The 16,122-nt window shown below is 64.1% G+C and carries 18 protein-coding genes and 1 tRNA gene; 9 read left to right on the forward strand and 10 right to left on the reverse strand.

Features of this window, described 5'->3' with window-relative positions:
- Positions 1-12: 12 nt before the first annotated feature.
- The 6 genes from E4T66_RS05700 (at position 13) to argB (ending at position 6,285) form a co-directional block, all read left to right on the forward strand.
- On the forward strand, positions 13-1,359 hold the full coding sequence (locus E4T66_RS05700) for a serine/threonine-protein kinase (protein ID WP_136847930.1): 1,347 nt from the start codon (positions 13-15) through the stop codon (positions 1,357-1,359).
- A gap of 102 nt (positions 1,360-1,461) precedes the next feature.
- The gene (locus E4T66_RS05705; RefSeq protein ID WP_136847931.1) at positions 1,462-2,019 is read left to right on the forward strand and encodes a glycine zipper 2TM domain-containing protein; all 558 of its coding nucleotides are present in this window, start codon (positions 1,462-1,464) and stop codon (positions 2,017-2,019) included.
- 148 nt (positions 2,020-2,167) lie between these two features.
- On the forward strand, positions 2,168-3,475 hold the full coding sequence (gene purD, locus E4T66_RS05710; RefSeq protein ID WP_136847932.1) for a phosphoribosylamine--glycine ligase: 1,308 nt from the start codon (positions 2,168-2,170) through the stop codon (positions 3,473-3,475).
- A 33-nt stretch (positions 3,476-3,508) separates the two neighbouring features.
- Complete coding sequence (coaBC, locus tag E4T66_RS05715; protein ID WP_136847933.1) at positions 3,509-4,750, forward strand: bifunctional phosphopantothenoylcysteine decarboxylase/phosphopantothenate--cysteine ligase CoaBC; 1,242 nt, start codon at positions 3,509-3,511, stop codon at positions 4,748-4,750.
- 49 nt (positions 4,751-4,799) lie between these two features.
- On the forward strand, positions 4,800-5,258 hold the full coding sequence (gene dut, locus E4T66_RS05720) for a dUTP diphosphatase (protein WP_136847934.1): 459 nt from the start codon (positions 4,800-4,802) through the stop codon (positions 5,256-5,258).
- Between the two features lie 163 nt (positions 5,259-5,421).
- Positions 5,422-6,285 carry an acetylglutamate kinase gene (argB, locus tag E4T66_RS05725; protein ID WP_136848076.1) on the forward strand — a complete coding sequence of 288 codons (864 nt, stop codon included), beginning with the start codon at positions 5,422-5,424 and terminating at the stop codon, positions 6,283-6,285.
- A 25-nt stretch (positions 6,286-6,310) separates the two neighbouring features.
- Here argB and E4T66_RS05730 read toward each other — a convergent pair whose 3' ends face one another.
- Positions 6,311-7,030, reverse strand: a complete 720-nt coding sequence (locus E4T66_RS05730; protein WP_136847935.1) for a DUF4124 domain-containing protein — start codon at positions 7,028-7,030, stop codon at positions 6,311-6,313.
- A gap of 140 nt (positions 7,031-7,170) precedes the next feature.
- Positions 7,171-7,815, reverse strand: a complete 645-nt coding sequence (gene pyrE / locus E4T66_RS05735) for an orotate phosphoribosyltransferase (RefSeq protein WP_136847936.1) — start codon at positions 7,813-7,815, stop codon at positions 7,171-7,173.
- Positions 7,816-7,885: 70 nt separating this feature from the next.
- Between pyrE and E4T66_RS05740 the strand changes: the two genes are divergently transcribed.
- Both E4T66_RS05740 and E4T66_RS05745 read left to right on the forward strand, forming a co-directional pair.
- Positions 7,886-8,662, forward strand: a complete 777-nt coding sequence (locus E4T66_RS05740) for an exodeoxyribonuclease III (RefSeq protein WP_136848077.1) — start codon at positions 7,886-7,888, stop codon at positions 8,660-8,662.
- On the forward strand, positions 8,652-10,019 hold the full coding sequence (locus E4T66_RS05745) for an AmpG family muropeptide MFS transporter (RefSeq protein ID WP_136847937.1): 1,368 nt from the start codon (positions 8,652-8,654) through the stop codon (positions 10,017-10,019). The genes E4T66_RS05740 and E4T66_RS05745 overlap by 11 nt, the downstream gene beginning before the upstream one ends.
- Here the strand turns inward: E4T66_RS05745 and E4T66_RS05750 are convergent.
- Together E4T66_RS05750 and E4T66_RS05755 are read right to left on the reverse strand one after the other, a co-directional pair.
- Positions 9,982-10,626: a GNAT family N-acetyltransferase gene (locus E4T66_RS05750; protein ID WP_136847938.1), complete on the reverse strand. Its 645-nt coding sequence runs from the start codon at positions 10,624-10,626 to the stop codon at positions 9,982-9,984. The two genes, E4T66_RS05745 and E4T66_RS05750, sit on opposite strands and share 38 nt — an antisense overlap.
- Positions 10,627-10,660: 34 nt before the next feature.
- Positions 10,661-10,969: a DUF6763 family protein gene (locus E4T66_RS05755; RefSeq protein WP_136847939.1), complete on the reverse strand. Its 309-nt coding sequence runs from the start codon at positions 10,967-10,969 to the stop codon at positions 10,661-10,663.
- Positions 10,970-11,288: 319 nt separating this feature from the next.
- On the opposite strand from E4T66_RS05755, the gene E4T66_RS05760 reads away from it, so the two are divergent.
- On the forward strand, positions 11,289-11,804 hold the full coding sequence (locus E4T66_RS05760; RefSeq protein ID WP_136847940.1) for a hypothetical protein: 516 nt from the start codon (positions 11,289-11,291) through the stop codon (positions 11,802-11,804).
- On the opposite strand, the gene E4T66_RS05765 is transcribed toward E4T66_RS05760, so the two are convergent.
- From E4T66_RS05765 to E4T66_RS05790, 6 genes are all read right to left on the reverse strand, one after another.
- Positions 11,805-12,839, reverse strand: a complete 1,035-nt coding sequence (locus tag E4T66_RS05765; RefSeq protein ID WP_136847941.1) for an NADP(H)-dependent aldo-keto reductase — start codon at positions 12,837-12,839, stop codon at positions 11,805-11,807.
- Between the two features lie 18 nt (positions 12,840-12,857).
- Entirely contained in the window at positions 12,858-13,745 is an 888-nt protein-coding gene (locus tag E4T66_RS05770; protein WP_136847942.1) for a phosphoribulokinase, read from the reverse strand.
- Between the two features lie 101 nt (positions 13,746-13,846).
- Positions 13,847-14,545 (reverse strand): tRNA (guanosine(46)-N7)-methyltransferase TrmB, encoded by a 699-nt coding sequence (gene trmB, locus E4T66_RS05775; protein WP_136847943.1) that lies wholly within the window; start codon positions 14,543-14,545, stop codon positions 13,847-13,849.
- Positions 14,532-15,155: an FMN-binding negative transcriptional regulator gene (locus tag E4T66_RS05780; RefSeq protein WP_136847944.1), complete on the reverse strand. Its 624-nt coding sequence runs from the start codon at positions 15,153-15,155 to the stop codon at positions 14,532-14,534. Before E4T66_RS05780 ends, trmB begins: the two co-directional genes overlap by 14 nt.
- A 24-nt stretch (positions 15,156-15,179) precedes the next feature.
- The gene (locus tag E4T66_RS05785) at positions 15,180-15,959 is read right to left on the reverse strand and encodes a thiazole synthase (RefSeq protein WP_136847945.1); all 780 of its coding nucleotides are present in this window, start codon (positions 15,957-15,959) and stop codon (positions 15,180-15,182) included.
- 73 nt (positions 15,960-16,032) lie between these two features.
- Positions 16,033-16,106, reverse strand: a tRNA-Gly gene (locus E4T66_RS05790).
- Positions 16,107-16,122: the final 16 nt, after the last annotated feature.

Here is a 16,122-nt window from a genome sequence, read left to right on the forward strand (position 1 = left end):
TCCGGGACGAACATGAGCACTGCCGCAGATTCCAACCCGCCCGCACCGACGTCATCGCCGCCGCCAAGACGCATCGGCAAATACGACATCATTGCTGAAGTGGGTCGCGGCGCCTGCGGCGTCGTCTACAAGGCATTCGATCCGTTTGTGCGCCGGGAAGTCGCGATCAAGCTCGCACTGCCCGCTGACGGGTCCCGCCATGGCCCGGTCGATGAGCGCAATTTCTTCGCCGAGGCTTACGCCGCCGGACGGCTGCAACACCCCCACATCGTGTCGCTGTACGACGCCGGCGTTGAGGAATCGCTCGGCTACATCGTCATGGAGTTCATCGATGGCGACACCCTGGTCCCCTGGTGCCAGCCGACCGGCGATCGTCTGCCGTTGGAGCGCGTGGTTGAGATCGCACGGCACTGCGCCGAGGCCCTCCACTACGCCCACACGCACGGCGTCCTGCATCGTGACGTCAAGCCGGGCAACATCATGCTGGACCGTCGTGGCATCCCCAAGCTGATGGATTTTTCGATCGCCGAAATCCAGAACGGCGACGACGCCACTGGCGCGCGCACGGTGATCGGCTCTCCGCTGTACATGTCGCCCGAACAGATCTGCCGCGAACCGATGGGACCGGCCAGCGACCTGTATTCGTTTGGCGCTGTCCTGTTTCAGCTGCTGACCGGTAATCCGCCGTTTGCACACGCCGACCTGCCGCTGCTGTTCCGCGCGATCCGTCATCAGCCCGCACCGGCACTGCGTGCACTCCGTCCCGACGTACCACCGGCCTTGTGCGAGGTGGTCGACCGCCTGCTGCAGAAGCAACCGGAGCAACGCTTCGAATCGGGCGAAGCGCTTGCCGCTGCACTGACCCGGGTGCTGGACCAATTGCGTCTGGACGGCCTTTGCGACGAGCGCCGGCAGTCCCGTGATTCGCTGCGCCGCCTGCATTTCTTCAATGGCTTCAGTGACGCTGATATCGACGAAATCCTCAGCGCCAGCAGCATGATCAGCTGCGCCGCCGGATCCACACTGATCCGCGAAGGTGAGAGCGATGATCGCTGTTACATCCTGGCACTGGGCAGTGTCGAGGTCCGCAAGGGCGATCGCACGCTGCAGAGCCTGAATCGAGGCGACTGCGTCGGAGAGATGGGCTTTCTCGGCGCCACTCGCCGCACCGCCAGCGTGGTCGCCAGCACACCGGTGCTGGCACTTCAATTCAACGCCGAGCTGATGAACCGGGTCTCGCGGGACTGCCAGCTACGCTTCTATAGGGTATTTACCGAGACGCTGATCTACCGGCTGCGCCTGACCAGTGCACGCCTCGCTGCCGCACCTGATCCGACCGGCACACATCCGTCCGGGTGAACTACACTGTGCGCCGCCGTTGCGCCGTCGTTGATTCAGCGCCGGCTAAGCTGTCCGGTCTAGTCTCGGCGGCGTCATCACCATTCTTAGGGAGCAAACACCATGCTGAAATCCATGAAAAAAGTACTGCCTCTGACACTGCTGGCGCTAATGCTCGGCGCCTGCGCGCCGGATCAGTCGAGCACGACTGAAACCGCCGCGACCACCGAAGCGACGCCGGAACCGACGGCGGAGCCCACCCCGGAACCGACGCCTGTACCGAAGCCGGCACCGAAACCGGCGACGCAGTATCGTCCGCAACCGACCCCGGTTCCGACCGTCGCAATCTGCTATGAGTGCGGCACCGTCGTCGCAATCACCGAGGTCAAGCAGGCGGGTGAAGGCTCAGGCGCGGGCGCCGTTGCTGGCGCAGTGGCCGGCGGTGTTGCCGGACACCAGTTCGGCAAGGGCAAGGGCAAGGACGCCGCGACCGCGGCCGGCGCGATCCTTGGCGCTATCGCCGGGCATCAGGTCGAGAAGCAGGTCCGTGCGAACATGACCTATGACATCACCGTATCGATGGAAGATGGCACCACCCGCGTGGTCAACGTGGCCGATGCCAGCGGCGTCGGCGTCGGCGCCAAAGTCCGCGTCGAGGGACAGAACATCTACCTGCGCTGATTCACGCCAGGCTGATCGCAACCGCGGAGGCTCCGGCCTCCGCGGTTTTTTTGTGCCCGGCGTAGCCGGAGCGTCATCCCGTGCCGGATGCGGGCCGGCTGCCCTTTCGCTACCCTAACGCCCCTTTTTGCCTGACCTTCGAACGCACATGTCCGCCGACACCGCTTCTTCCGCCCTCAAAGTCCTGGTCATTGGCAATGGCGGCCGTGAGCACGCCCTGGCCTGGAAGCTGTCGCAGTCGCCGCGCGTATCCGAAGTACTGGTGGCGCCCGGCAACGCCGGCACCGCGCGCGAATCCGGCATGCGAAATGTCGCCGTCCCGGTCGACGATATCGCCGGGCTGCTGGCGCTGGCGCAGGTCGAGCGGGTCGATTTCACCGTGGTCGGCCCCGAAGCGCCGCTGGCGCTGGGAGTGGTCGATGCGTTCCAGGCAGCCGGGCTGCGCATCTTCGGGCCGACCCGCGCGGCCGCCCAGCTCGAAGCATCGAAAGCCTTCACCAAGGACTTTCTGGCGCGGCACCAGATCCCGACGGCGCAGTACCAGGTCTTCACCGAGATCGAACCGGCCTGCGCTTATATCGCCGCGCGCGGCGCACCCATCGTGGTGAAAGCCGACGGCCTGGCAGCTGGCAAGGGCGTGGTCGTGGCCCAGTCCGTCGACGAAGCGCAGACCGCGGTGCGTGACATGCTCGGCGGCAGCATGCTGGGTCAGGCCGGCGCCCGCGTCGTGGTCGAGGACTTTCTGGATGGCGAAGAAGCCAGCTTCATCGTCGTCGCCAGCGGAACTCAATACGTGGTGATGGCAACCAGCCAGGATCACAAACGCATCGGCGACGGCGACACTGGCCCGAATACTGGCGGCATGGGGGCCTATTCACCGGCGCCGGTGGTCACCACCGAGATTCATGCACGCGCCTGCCGCGAGGTGATTGAGCCCACTCTGGCCGGCATGATCGCCGAAGGCGCGCCGTTCACCGGCTTTCTGTACGCCGGGCTGATGATCAACCGCGACGGCGCCGTGCGCGTACTCGAATTCAATGTGCGCATGGGCGACCCGGAAACCCAGCCCATCCTGTTCCGCCTCGACTCGGACCTGCTGGAGCTGCTCGAAGCAGCGGTGGATGCCCGGCTGGATCAGGTGACGCCGCAGTGGAGCGCTCAACCGGCACTGGGCGTCGTCATGGCTGCGGCCGGCTACCCCGGCACGCCGCAGAAGGGCGATGTCATCGAAGGCCTCGACGCCAGTCTGGGCGGCGCCAAGGTGTTTCACGCCGGCACCAGCGAGCGTAATGGACAGGTCGTCACCAGTGGCGGTCGCGTACTCTGCGTCGTGGCCAAGGGCGACACCGTTCAGGCCGCGCAGACCGCGGCTTATGCCGCGGTCGACAAGATTCACTGGGCCGGTGTGCAATGCCGCCGCGATATTGGCTTCCGCGCGATCGCCCGCGGGATCTGACGGCGCGGTGCTTGCCGCGCGCTAGAATGGCCTATGTCTGAATCCACCTCGCCCTCCGCTGCACCCGTTGCCGCCACCCTTTACGGGCGCCGCATCCTGCTCGGAGTCTGCGGCGGCATTGCCGCCTATAAGGCGGCCGATCTGGTACGCAGGCTGCAGGACGCCGGCGCCGAAGTGCAGGTCGTGATGACGGCATCGGCACAGCGTTTCGTCACCGCCCAGACCTTCCAGGCCCTGTCCGGGCGGCCGGTGCGCAGCTCGCTGTGGGACGAGGCCGCCGAAGCGGCAATGGGCCACATCGAACTGGCGCGATGGCCCGATCTGATCGTCATCGCTCCTGCGAGTGCCAATACCATCGCGCGGCTGGCGCACGGGCTCGCCGACGACCTGCTCAGTACCCTGTGCCTGGCCAGCGACAAACCGATCGCGATCGCCCCGGCGATGAACCGCCTGATGTGGGCCAATCCGGCCACGCAGGCCAATCTGCACACCCTGAACCATCGCGGCGTGCATCAGCTCGGCCCCGGCAGCGGCGGGCAGGCTTGCGGAGAGGTCGGTGAAGGCCGCATGTGGGAGCCGCTGCAGATCCGCGACGCCGTGGCAAACCTGCTGCGCCCGACGGGCCCGCTCAGCAACACACGCGTGGTCATCACCGCCGGCCCGACGCGTGAACCGATCGACCCGGTGCGCTTCATCACCAATCGCTCGTCCGGCAAGATGGGCTACGCGCTGGCCAGCAGCCTCACCCGCCTCGGCGCCGAAGTGACCCTGGTCAGCGGCCCGACCACGCTGCCGACACCGCACGGCGTACAGCGCATTGACGTTGAAACCGCTGCGCAAATGCTCGACGCCACGCGCAGCGCGATTGCCGGCGCGCAGATCCTGGTCGGCACCGCAGCGGTCGCCGACTACCGCAGCGACGCCCCCGCCGAGCACAAGATCAAGAAGCAGGCCGATCAAATGGCGCTGTCGCTGGTACGCAATCCGGACATTCTGGCGACGTTGCGTGAGGCCGATCCGAAACTGTTCATCGTCGGCTTTGCCGCTGAGACCGAAAAGCTGGCGGAGCACGCGCACGGCAAGCTGCAACGCAAGAAACTCGACATGATCGCGGCCAACTGGGTCGGCGCGGGCCGCGCGTTCGATCAGGACGACAACGCCCTGCACGTGTTCTGGCCCGGCGGCGAACGCGAGCTGCCGACGGCATCGAAGGTCGATCTGGCCGGCGCGCTGGCCGCCTTGATTGCCGAACGTTTTCACGCCAGCCGCGGCTGACGCCACGGCTCCGCTTTCCTCTGGCGCCGGATACGCCGGCCACCAACCGATGAAGAAAAACATCCAGCTGAAGATTCTTGATCCGCGCATCGGCAGCGAATTCCCACTGCCCGCCTATGCCACCAGCGGCTCCGCCGGTCTCGATCTGCGCGCGCTGCTGGATGCGCCACTGATCCTGCAGCCGGGCGACACCCAGCTGCTACGCACCGGCATGGCGATTCATATCGGCGATCCGAATCTGGCCGCGATCATCCTTCCGCGCTCCGGCCTGGGCCACAAAAACGGCATCGTGCTGGGCAATCTGGTCGGCCTGATCGACTCGGACTATCAAGGCGAGCTGATGGTCTCGTGCTGGAACCGCGGCAAGGCCGCGTTCACGGTCAACCCCGGCGAACGCATCGCACAGCTGGTGCTGGTGCCGGTGGTGCAAGCCGAGTTCGAGCTCGTTGACAGCTTTGAATCCAGCGATCGCGGCGAAGGTGGTTTCGGTCACACCGGCCGCCACTGATCGCTGATCGTTGTCATGTCGCCGCCATGACTCGGTCATAATCCGCACACGTCAACGCCGCAGGCTGGTCACCGCACCCATCACGGAGCGGCCCATGGCCCGCGACGGCGACGCTGACGAATTCCGAACCGAAGGGATCTATCCCCGCAACATCCGTATCCAGATGCCGATCGACCTTACCAACGCGCAGAACATCGCCCGGGTCCTGACCGAGGCCCTGCCCTACATCCGTCGTTTCGCCGGCAAGACCATCGTGGTCAAGTACGGCGGCAATGCGATGAAGGACGACGACATGATCGCGTCGTTCGCGCGCGACGTGGTGCTGATGAAGCTGGTCGGCATGAATCCGGTCGTCGTCCATGGCGCCGGCCCGCAGATCGGCTCGCACCTCGAACGTCTTGGCAAGAAGAGCGAGTTCGTCGAAGGCATGCGGGTGACCGACGAAGAAACCATGGACGTGGTCGAGATGATGCTCGGCGGCCTGGTCAACAAGGCGGTGGTCAGTGCAATCAATCAGCAGGGCGGTCGCGCCGTTGGCCTGACCGGCAAGGACGGTGGACTGATTCGCGCACGCAAGCTGCTGATCAAGGGCCAGGACATCGGCCAGGTTGGGGAGATCGAGAAGATCGACCCGCGCGTGATCAATCACCTTGAATCCGGCGGCTTCATTCCGGTACTGGCCCCGGTCGGCGCCGGTGAGCACGGCGAGGCCTACAACATCAATGCCGACGTCGCGGCGGGCAAGCTTGCTGCCGTGCTTCAGGCTGAAAAACTGATGCTGCTGACCAATACCCGGGGCGTGCTCAGCAAGCAGGGCGAAGTTCTGACCGGCTTGACCGTGCCCCAGGTCGAAGCACTGATCGCCGACGGCACCATCCATGGCGGCATGCTGCCGAAAATCGGCTGCGCCCTGGATGCGGTCAACAGTGGCGTGAAGTCGGCGCACATCATTGACGGCCGCATCACCCACTCGGTGTTGCTGGAACTGTTCACCGACGAGGGCATCGGCACCCTGATCCGCGGCTGATTGGCGGCTGACGGGCCCGCAGCCCCTACTTTTCCGCTGGCGCCGGCTTCGACGCTGCCCCGGCAGGCTTTTTCGGCGCTGCTTTTGGAGACGGCGTTGGTGTTGGCGGCGGCGGCGGTTGCGGGCATTCGCCCTGGTACGGCTCAGACGCCCCCCTGAGCTCGACGTAGCGCGCAATGTCGTTGCTGAATGATTCGCAGACACCGCTGCGTTCCTGCTTCAGCTTCGCCAGCGCCGCGCGATTGTCGACCAGCTGGCCTTCCACTTCCTTGATCTTCTTTTCCAGTTGCGGCGGCACCTTGTCGCCGGCATCCTGACGCCGCTTGTACAGCCCCTCAAGATCCTTCTGGCCGTCGTCAACGGCTTTTTGCGCCAGACCGATACGGCCATCAAGCATCGCCAGACGGTCATTGCGTGCACGTTCGAGCTGCCCGGCACTGGCGTAGGTATCGAGCAGAAAGCGGTCGTAGGCAGCACGCTCTTTCTCGCGCTTCTGCGTCTCGGCTTCGAGCGCCTTTCGCTGCTGCTCTGCCGCGGCCTCTTCGGGTGTCTTTTCGCGCGCCTTGGTCTCGATCACCCGACCGGCCGAATCAACAATCTGATGCTCCTGCGGCGCAAATTTCGGCGGCACATGATCGCCACAGGCGCGGTGACCGTTCTCGTCGGTCCAGCACACGATCTTCGCCTGTGCCACAGGCGTCAGCAGCAACGCCACGATCATGCCGATGGCGACACGCACGTTCATGGGTCCATCTCCGATTCCTGATGCGATGAATCCAGTATACCGGGGCAGTCCCACTCTTCCCCCGGATGACCGGATCGACGTTGTATCGGCGGCTCTGGACGGTGCAGCGCGTTCGCAGGTGCCGTCGGAGCGCGTCAGCCTCAATCGACGCCGTACTGCGCCTGGTACGTCCTGATTGCCTCGATCGTCGCAGCATCGACTGCGCTGCCGCGGCCCAGATACTCCAGCACGGTGCGAACGTTGACCAGCGACACTACGCGAATCCCGCTGTCGGCCTCCATTTCTTGCACCGCCGAGCGGCCGCTGGAACCGCGCTCCTGACGATCGAGCGCAATCACCGCAGCCACCGGCTCTGCACCCGCCGCACGCAGCATCGTCACCGCCTGACGCAGCGCAGTCCCGGCCGTCAGCACGTCGTCGACAATCACGACGCGGCCCTTGGGCGGCGCCCCCACCAGCGTGCCCCCTTCGCCATGATCCTTGGCCTCCTTGCGGTTGTACGCATAAGGCAGGTCGCGTCCCTGCTCGGCCAGAGCGATCGCCACGGCGGTCACCAGCGGAATGCCCTTGTAGGCCGGGCCGAACAGCATGTCGTACTCGATGCCGGCATCGGCCAGCGCCTGCGCGTAGGCGCGTCCCAGCGTCTGCATCGCCGCGCCGCTGGAGATCTGTCCGAGGTTGAAGAAGTACGGACTGTTGCGGCCGGACTTGAGCGTGAACTGACCGAACTTGAGCACCTGGTGCTGCAGGGCCAGATCGAGGAAGTCGGATTGATAGGCGTGCATGGACTGAGCTGAATAGTGAATCGGAGGATAATGCCGGCATTTTATGCCTACTGACACCGACCCGACGCCCATGCGCATCATCTCGCTGAACTGCAACGGCATCCGTTCCGCCGCCCGCAAAGGCTTGTTCGAGTGGCTGCCCAAACAGAACGCCGACGTGCTGTGCGTGCAGGAAACCAAGGCCCAGCACCCGGACGTGCAACACGATCCGCAGTTCTTCCCGGATGGCTGGCACGTGCGTTTCCGTGACGCGCAGAAAAAAGGCTACTCCGGTGTCGCGATCTACTCGCGCAAAGAGCCGGATGCGGTACTCGATACCCTTGGCGCCGAGGAGTTCGACAATGAAGGCCGCTATCTGGAATACCGCTTCGGCAAACTGTCGGTGGTTTCGCTGTATCTGCCGTCCGGGTCGTCCGGTCCTGAACGCCAGGCCAGCAAGGATCGCTTTCTCGACTTCTTCCTGCCGCTGCTGAAACAGTGGCGCAACAATGGTCGCGAATACGTGATCTGTGGTGACTGGAACATCGCGCACCGCAATATCGATTTGAAGAACTGGCGCTCCAACCAGAAGAACTCCGGCTTTCTGCCACACGAACGCGCCTGGCTCGACACCCTGTTCGACGAGGTCGGCTGGGTCGATGCCTATCGTGTCGTGCATCCGCAGACCGAAGGCGAGGCCTACACCTGGTGGTCCAATCGCGGTCAGGCCTGGGCCAACAACGTCGGGTGGCGCATCGACTATCAGATCGTGACCCCGGGCCTGCAGTCCAAGCTCAAGGCCGCATCGGTGTACAAGGACGAGCGCTTCTCCGACCACGCACCGCTGATTCTCGACTATGACCTCTGAGTCGACTCCGATCGGCTGGCGCGCCGCGCTGGGCAGCTATGCCCGCCCGCAGGTCATGGCCATGCTGTTCCTCGGGTTTTCTGCCGGGCTGCCATTTCTGCTGGTGTTCTCGACCCTGTCAGCATGGCTGGCGCAGGCCGGAATCGAAGCGCGCACCATCGGCATGCTGAGCTGGGTCGGCCTCACCTACTCGATCAAGTTCTTCTGGGCCCCGGTGATCGACCGGCTGCGCCTGCCGCTGCTGACCCGCGTACTCGGCCGTCGCCGCGGCTGGATGCTGGTTGCGCAGTGTGGGCTGGCGGCAGGGCTGGTGGGGCTGTCGCTGCACGATCCGTCCACGCAGCTGGGCAGCATGGTCGGATTCGCGCTGCTGGTGGCGTTTTCCTCGGCGACCCAGGACATCGTCATCGATGCCTGGCGAATCGAGGCAGCGCCACAATCCGAACAGGGCGCGATGTCAGCGGCGTATCAGCTCGGCTACCGCATTGCCCTGATCGTTGCCGGCGCCGGCTGCCTGTTCCTGGCCGCAGAATACGGCTGGCACCAGGCCTATCGCGTCATGGGCGCGTTGGTGGCCATCGGAGTGCTGACCACCTTGCTGATCCGGGAGCCGGTCACCGACCGCAGCCGCATTCCACAGCTGGAACAGCGTGCTGAGGCTTGGCTGTTGCGCAACGCACATCTGCCATTGCCGCTGCGCCACGTCGGCGCGTGGTTCGTTGGCGCAGTGATCGGACCGTTCGTGGATTTCTTCGAGCGCAACGGACTGAGGATCGCGGTACTGATTCTGTGTTTTGTCGGCCTGTTCCGGTTGACCGACATCACCATGGGCGTGATGGCCAACCCGTTCTATCTGTCCGTCGGGTACACGCTCAAGGAAGTAGCCGCGATCGCCAAAGGCTTCGGGGTGGTGATGACGATCGTCGGCGCCTTTCTCGGCGGCCTGGCGGTCGCGCGCTACGGCGCAACCAGGACACTCGTCATTGGCGGCGTGCTGGTGATCCTCAGCAACCTCACATTTGCAACGCTGGCCTACCTGGGTGCGCCCAGTATCACCGGCCTGGCAGTCGTGATCAGCGCTGACAATCTCTCCGGAGGGCTGGCCGGCTCGGCCTTCATCGCCTATCTGTCGGGGCTGACCAACACGGCGTACACGGCCACGCAGTACGCGTTGTTTTCATCGTTGTTCACGCTGCCCGGCAAGATCGTCGCCGGCTTCTCAGGCTATGTCGTCGAGGCCGTCGGCTACCCCTGGTTCTTCGTCTACACCTCGGCGTTGGGCGTACCGGCACTGCTGCTGGTGATTCACCTGATCCGAATCATGCCGCCACCGCCTCAACCCGCTGCAAGCGCCTGAAGACCTCGGCGAAACGCCGCGCGATGTCGTTGTCGTCGGGGACGTCCCAGGCGCGGTGATAGACCGGCAGCACCAGCCGGTCAATGTTGTCGGCGCGGCCGGCGTGGCGCGCACCCATCAGCTTCAGATGCCGAATGATGCGATCGTTGTCCGAAGCGACGTCGTAGTAGAACGTGCGGATGCCGCAGGCGTGCGCACGCAGATGCAGGCAGGCTTGCAGCACGAAACCGGCACCGCGACCCTGGTACTCGTCGGCGATGATGATCGCGACGTCGGCCGCATCCGGCTCGCCGTTGATGCTGATATAGCGCGCAACGCCAATGCCCGGCTCCTCCGGGCGATCCAGATTCATCGCGCCCCAGGCGACGTGGTTGACCTGATCGGCATTGACCAGGCGCTGCAGCAATCCGTCGTCGAGTTCGGCAACATCGTCGTCCAGATGCGGCAGACGCCGCCGCCGCGCCAGCTGCGTCATGCGCGCAAAGCCTTCGCGCAAACGCGAGGCATCTTCCGGCCGGATCGGCCGTAGGAACACCGGCAGACCATCGTCCAAGGTGTACTTGAACGTCGACGGCAAGTGCGGCGTGCGCAGTCCACTGATTAACATGAACCCATCCCTGGCCGTCTGTATCCGCCGCGTCTCAGAACTCGTCCATCTCGATGCGATCCAGCGGACTGTCCCAACGACCGCTACGGACGCTGACAGCGTCGCGTTCGATCTCGTCGTAGTCCTCCGGATCGAGGTCGAGCGCGCCGGAATAATCTTCCGGTGGCGCACACGGTTGTGCCGCAAGCTGCGTCCACGTCTCGAAATCAAACTCTTCGAGCGTGCCGTCAAAATACTGGACCAGAACGAGTTCGCTGGGGATATCGATCCCCACGATCTCGAAAGATTCGCCGCCGGTTTTGAACCATTGCCCGACTGCGACTTCGCTCAGCCATTCCGCCACGAATCACCTCCTGCGCCGCAGTGCGACGCCTCGTCCGCTACGCGGTGGCCGCACTCGCGCACAGCCATCGGTTTTTGTTCTACGCCGGTCGACTGCGTGCTTCAAGCGGTCACAGGAGACATTCGCTGCAAGCACCTGAATGCCCGGACAATCATCATTTCCATCGAACGGTCCGCCAGCGACGCAACAGCACCCGCGACAGAAATCTGCGCCAATCTGCGCCGAAAACAAGCAACAGAACACGAGAATTCGAACCCGCTCACGACTTCAGCCACAATAACCGGCGGCTCATGCAACGACGACGAAACGGACTTCTTCGATGAACAGATCTGCAATGGCAGCATGCGCAATCTCTCTGGCTTTGAGCAGCGGCATCGCACTGGCCCAGACCCCGGCGACGACGCAGGCACTCAGCCGGGATGCACTGGCGCAATGCGCGGAGCACACACTCACCTTGCGCAGCGAGTCCGATCGGCTCAATCGCGAAAACGCCCAGATGGACCGCGAACGTGAATCCATCAATCAGCGCGGCGCCGCACTGAAGCAACAGCTGGCAAGTGTCGGCAAAACTGATCTGGACCGCGGCCTGGCGCTGCATGAACAACGGCGCCAGCAACGTGAAGACGCGATTGCGTTCAACACGCGGATTGAACAGCACAAGCAACGCATCGTCGCGCTGAATCAGATCAAGCGTGATTACGATGCGCAGTGCGCGGAGCGGCCGTTCCGCCGCGCCGATCTCGAAACCCTGACGCCAGCCGCGCGTGATGCCATGCAGCGCGGACTATCCGATGTACAGGTACCGTATCTGTCCGCGGACGCCGCGACCAACTGACTACGGACAGGGAATCGTGTAACGCGCGTGAATCTGCTCGATCTGCTTCTGCACCGCCACGGATAGCTTCAGCTCGGCGCTGGCCAGATTGCTGCGCAGCTGGTCCAGCGAAGTGGCACCGATGATGTTGGAAACAACAAATGGCTGTGCAGTGACAAAAGCCAGCGCCATCTGTGCCGGATCGAGTCCGTGCTCCCGCGCCAGCGCAACGTACGCGGCGATTGCCGCCTCGGCGTGGTCGCCGTTATAGCGCGAGAAGCGCTTGAACAGTGTCAGCCGCGCACCTTCCGGCCAGACGCCGCCCAGATACTTGCCGGACAGCGCACCGAACGCCAGCGGCGAATACGCCAGCAAGCCGATGCCCTCGCGGTGGCTGAACTCGGACAAGCCCACCTCGAAACTGCGGTTAAGCAGACTGTAGGGATTCTGGATCGTCTGGATCCGCGGCAGCCCACGTTCGCGGCTGAGGCGCAGATATTCCGAAACGCCCCACGGCGTTTCGTTGGAAATGCCGATATGACGCACCTTTCCCTGCTGCACCAGCTCAGCCAGTGCGCCCAGAGTTTCCTCGATCGGCACCACCCCGTCTTCGTCGCGCGGCTCGTAGCCGAGCTTGCCGAAATAGTTGGTGTTCCGCTGCGGCCAATGCACCTGATACAGATCGATCACATCGGTCTGCAGGCGCTTGAGGCTGTCGTCGCAAGCGGCCAGCACCTGTTCGCGATCCAGCCGCGGACCGCCGCGCAGATAGGGAAACATGCCGGGGCCGATGACCTTGCTCGCCAGCACAACGTCCTTGCGCCTGCCGGTCTTCTTGAACCAGGTACCGATATAGGTCTCGGTCAGGCCCTGCGTCTCAGCCTTCGGCGGCACCGGATACATTTCCGCCGTATCGAAAAAGTTCACCCCTGAATCCAGCGCCAGGTCCATCTGCGCATGCGCCTCGGCTTCGGTGTTCTGCTCGCCCCAGGTCATCGTTCCGAGGCAGATCGCGCTGACATTCAGCCCGGTCGTTCCGAGCGCGCGGTACTCCATATCCCTCTCCTTGTTCGATCAGGCGGCGGCAGACGCGGCGTCGCGGCGCGCAATCAGTTTGCTGACGGCTGGTTTGAGAATCAGCTCCAGCGCGCGCTCCTGCTGCAGCCCGGGGACCACCAGCGTCTGCGCGTGAGACTGGAACGCGCCGGGTAGTTCACCGACCAGGGTTTCGTAATCCGCACGTACCCGGCTGTGTTCGTTGAAATGAATCACCACCAGGCTTTCTTCCGGTCGCGGAATTTCACGCGCGTCAAAAGGATTGCTGGTATCGACCAGCGGCACGCGCTGGAAATTGATGTCGGTGCGCGAGTACTGCGGCACGATGTGATTCACGTAGTCCGGCATGCGGCGCAGAATCGTGCGCTGCACTTCATCCGGCTGGTAGCCGCGGTCCGCGGTATCGCGGCGGATTTTCTGGATCCATTCCAGATTGATCACCGGCACCACGCCGATCAACAGATCCATGTGCCGAGCGATGTTCACGTCCTCGCCGATATAGCCGCCATGCAGGCCTTCGTAGAACAGCAGATCGGTAGCGGCAGGCAGCCGCTCCCACGGCGTAAACGTTCCCACCGGCTGGCCGTAGGCTTCAGCCTCGGCGTCCATATGCAGGTAGTGACGGATCGAACCGCTGCCGCTGTCGCCGTATTCGCGCAACAGCTGTTCCAGGCGCTCCAGCAGATTGCCGGACGGTCCGAATAGCGAGAAGTTCTCGCCACGAATGCGCGCACGTTCCAGGGTGCGTCGCAACTGCTCGCGGTCATAAGCATGAAACGCGTCGCCCTCGACCTGCGCCGCACGCAGATTCAGGGCTTCAAACACCCGCAGAAACGCCCGCACCGCCGTGCTGGTGCCGGCGCCGCTGGAACCGGTAATGCCGATAATCGGGTGCTCGACAGACATAGGCTCAGGCCCAAGTTTGGACGGTCGAGCCTACCGGAGTCCGCGTTACGAAGAAATGTCGGCCGTCAGCGACACACCAGAATACGTCTCCGTGCCTGCCCTCAAGCCCGGGCATAGGCCAGATCAAAAACCGCATGCCCAAGGCGTTCGCCGCGTTGCTCGAACTTGGTCTTCAGGCGTTCTGGCGGGCGCGGGACATAGGTTCCGTCGGCCGACAGATTGCGCAGGCCGGGCTCGGCATTGAGCACCGCGAGCATCTGCTCGGCGTAATCGGCCCAGTCTGTCGCCAGCCGCAGCTGCCCGCCCGCTTTCAGCCGCGACACCACCAATTGCGCAAATTCGGGCTGGATCAGACGGCGCTTGTGGTGCTTTTTCTTGTGCCAGGGATCGGGAAACTGGATCACCAGCTCGTCCAGACAGGCCGCCGGCAGCCAGTCGCGCAGCACTTCCACCGCGTCGTGGCAGGCCACGCGCAAATTGCCGGCGTTATCCGCCGCAACGCGTGACAGCAGCCGGCCCACGCCGGGCCGATGCACTTCGACCCCGATGAAATCGCGCTGTGGCTCGGCAACCACGCGGCTGTAAAGGTAGTCGCCCATGCCGAAACCGATTTCAAAGCTCACCGGCGCCGTCCGTCCAAACAGGGACGGCAGATCCAGCGGCGCGGTCGGCGGTTCCAGACCGTAGCGCGGCCACAGTTGTTCAAGTGCGCGCTTCTGACCTTCGGTCATGCGGCCCTCGCGCAGCACGAATGACCGGATCCGGCGCGGATGGGTGATAGCAGCTTCAGTCGGGCTCATGGGTTTGCATCCAGCGCGCCATCGTCTGCAGATCAGGATGCGCGCTTGCCCGCAGCTGTCCGATCACACGCGCACGATCCGCGGCGGTCTTGTTCTGATTGAGTTTGAATTTGGCTTCAAGACGTTCGATCGGCAACCGGAACGCGACGATGTGATCCAGCTTGGCATCCAGCGTCGGCCCTTCGATCTGCCGCGTCCATGGCTCGGAGTTGTCGGATTCGAAGACCGCTGTGCTTCGATCCAGCAGCGCGCATTTCTCAGCCCGCGTCTCGAGCAACTGCGGCACGCCATGGGCGTGCACCGCGGCGTAGTTCCAGGTCGGCACTTCACGCTGCGGCTGCGCGTACCAGTTCGGCGAGATATACGCGTGCGGGCCATTGAACACCGCCACGGTCCTGCCCTGGGCAAACGCCTGCCAGTGCGGATTGGCGCGCGCCATGTGGCCTTCCAGCACACCGTGTTCACCTCCGGCGTTCCAGAGCAGCGGCAGATGCGTGATCTGCGGCGCCTCATCTCCCTGCGTGGTAATCAACACGCAAAACGGATACGCACACACCAACGCGGTGACGTCGTGATCCGAAGGCGACGCAAAATGGCGCGGCGTATACATGCAGAGCGTCGACCGCGCGCGGACTCAGTACGGCAGACCTTCGGTTGGTGACGATGCGCTGGCAAAGCGCCGTCGCGGCATCCGTCCGGCCCGGAACGCCTCGCGTCCGGCTTCGATCGCTTTCTTCATCGCGCTGGCCATCAGCACCGGATCGCGCGCCTCGGCGATCGCGGTGTTCATCAGCACGCCGTCGCAGCCGAGTTCCATCGCAATCGCCGCGTCGGATGCGGTGCCGACGCCAGCGTCGACCAGGATCGGAACCTTGGCGTTTTCGACGATGGTCAGAATGTTGTACTTGTTCTGGATGCCCAGGCCCGAGCCGATCGGCGCGGCCAGCGGCATCACCGCGACGCAGCCCATCTCTTCCAGGCGCTTGCAGATGATCGGGTCGTCGCTGGTGTAGACCATGACCTTGAAGCCGTCGTCGACCAGGGTCTTGGCCGCAACCAGCGTTGCCGGCACGTCCGGGTACAGGGTCTTGGGATCGCCCAGCACTTCGAGTTTGACCAGATCGTGGCCATCCAGCAGCTCGCGCGCGAGCCGGCAGGTCCGCACGGCGTCCTCGGCGGTGTAGCAGCCGGCGGTGTTTGGCAGGATCGTGTACTTCGACGGCGGAATTACGTCGAGCAGATTCGGTTCGCCCGGCGTCTGGCCAATGTTGGTTCTGCGCACCGCGACGGTGACGATCTGCGCGCCGCTGGCTTCGATCGCCGCACGCGTCTGCTCCATGTCCTTGTACTTGCCGGTGCCGACCAGCAGGCGCGAGGCATAGGACTGTCCGGCAATGATCAGGCTGTCTTCCACGACATCTCCACGCGGTTGACGAACCCCACAAAAAAGGCGGCCGCAGGCCGCCTGAGGGATTCGACGCAAATTCTGGAGCGGGCGATGGGAATCGAACCCACGCTAGAAGCTTGGGAAGCTTCTGTTCTACCATTAAACTACGCCCGCTCGGCGGACGCGCATT

It is taken from the genome of Sinimarinibacterium arenosum (assembly GCF_005047655.1).
Taxonomy (GTDB): domain Bacteria; phylum Pseudomonadota; class Gammaproteobacteria; order Nevskiales; family Nevskiaceae; genus Solimonas.

What these genes read in the sequence shown, in the direction of transcription:
- E4T66_RS05700 (WP_136847930.1), top strand. Translation starts at nt 13, where the DNA reads ATGAGCACTGCCGCAGATTCCAACCCGCCCGCACCGACGTCATCGCCG.
- E4T66_RS05705 (WP_136847931.1), top strand. Translation starts at nt 1,462, where the DNA reads ATGCTGAAATCCATGAAAAAAGTACTGCCTCTGACACTGCTGGCGCTA.
- purD (WP_136847932.1), top strand. Translation starts at nt 2,168, where the DNA reads ATGTCCGCCGACACCGCTTCTTCCGCCCTCAAAGTCCTGGTCATTGGC.
- coaBC (WP_136847933.1), top strand. Translation starts at nt 3,509, where the DNA reads ATGTCTGAATCCACCTCGCCCTCCGCTGCACCCGTTGCCGCCACCCTT.
- dut (WP_136847934.1), top strand. Translation starts at nt 4,800, where the DNA reads ATGAAGAAAAACATCCAGCTGAAGATTCTTGATCCGCGCATCGGCAGC.
- argB (WP_136848076.1), top strand. Translation starts at nt 5,422, where the DNA reads ATGCCGATCGACCTTACCAACGCGCAGAACATCGCCCGGGTCCTGACC.
- E4T66_RS05730 (WP_136847935.1), bottom strand. Translation starts at nt 7,030, where the DNA reads ATGAACGTGCGTGTCGCCATCGGCATGATCGTGGCGTTGCTGCTGACG.
- pyrE (WP_136847936.1), bottom strand. Translation starts at nt 7,815, where the DNA reads ATGCACGCCTATCAATCCGACTTCCTCGATCTGGCCCTGCAGCACCAG.
- E4T66_RS05740 (WP_136848077.1), top strand. Translation starts at nt 7,886, where the DNA reads ATGCGCATCATCTCGCTGAACTGCAACGGCATCCGTTCCGCCGCCCGC.
- E4T66_RS05745 (WP_136847937.1), top strand. Translation starts at nt 8,652, where the DNA reads ATGACCTCTGAGTCGACTCCGATCGGCTGGCGCGCCGCGCTGGGCAGC.
- E4T66_RS05750 (WP_136847938.1), bottom strand. Translation starts at nt 10,626, where the DNA reads ATGTTAATCAGTGGACTGCGCACGCCGCACTTGCCGTCGACGTTCAAG.
- E4T66_RS05760 (WP_136847940.1), top strand. Translation starts at nt 11,289, where the DNA reads ATGAACAGATCTGCAATGGCAGCATGCGCAATCTCTCTGGCTTTGAGC.
- E4T66_RS05765 (WP_136847941.1), bottom strand. Translation starts at nt 12,839, where the DNA reads ATGGAGTACCGCGCGCTCGGAACGACCGGGCTGAATGTCAGCGCGATC.
- E4T66_RS05770 (WP_136847942.1), bottom strand. Translation starts at nt 13,745, where the DNA reads ATGTCTGTCGAGCACCCGATTATCGGCATTACCGGTTCCAGCGGCGCC.
- trmB (WP_136847943.1), bottom strand. Translation starts at nt 14,545, where the DNA reads ATGAGCCCGACTGAAGCTGCTATCACCCATCCGCGCCGGATCCGGTCA.
- E4T66_RS05780 (WP_136847944.1), bottom strand. Translation starts at nt 15,155, where the DNA reads ATGTATACGCCGCGCCATTTTGCGTCGCCTTCGGATCACGACGTCACC.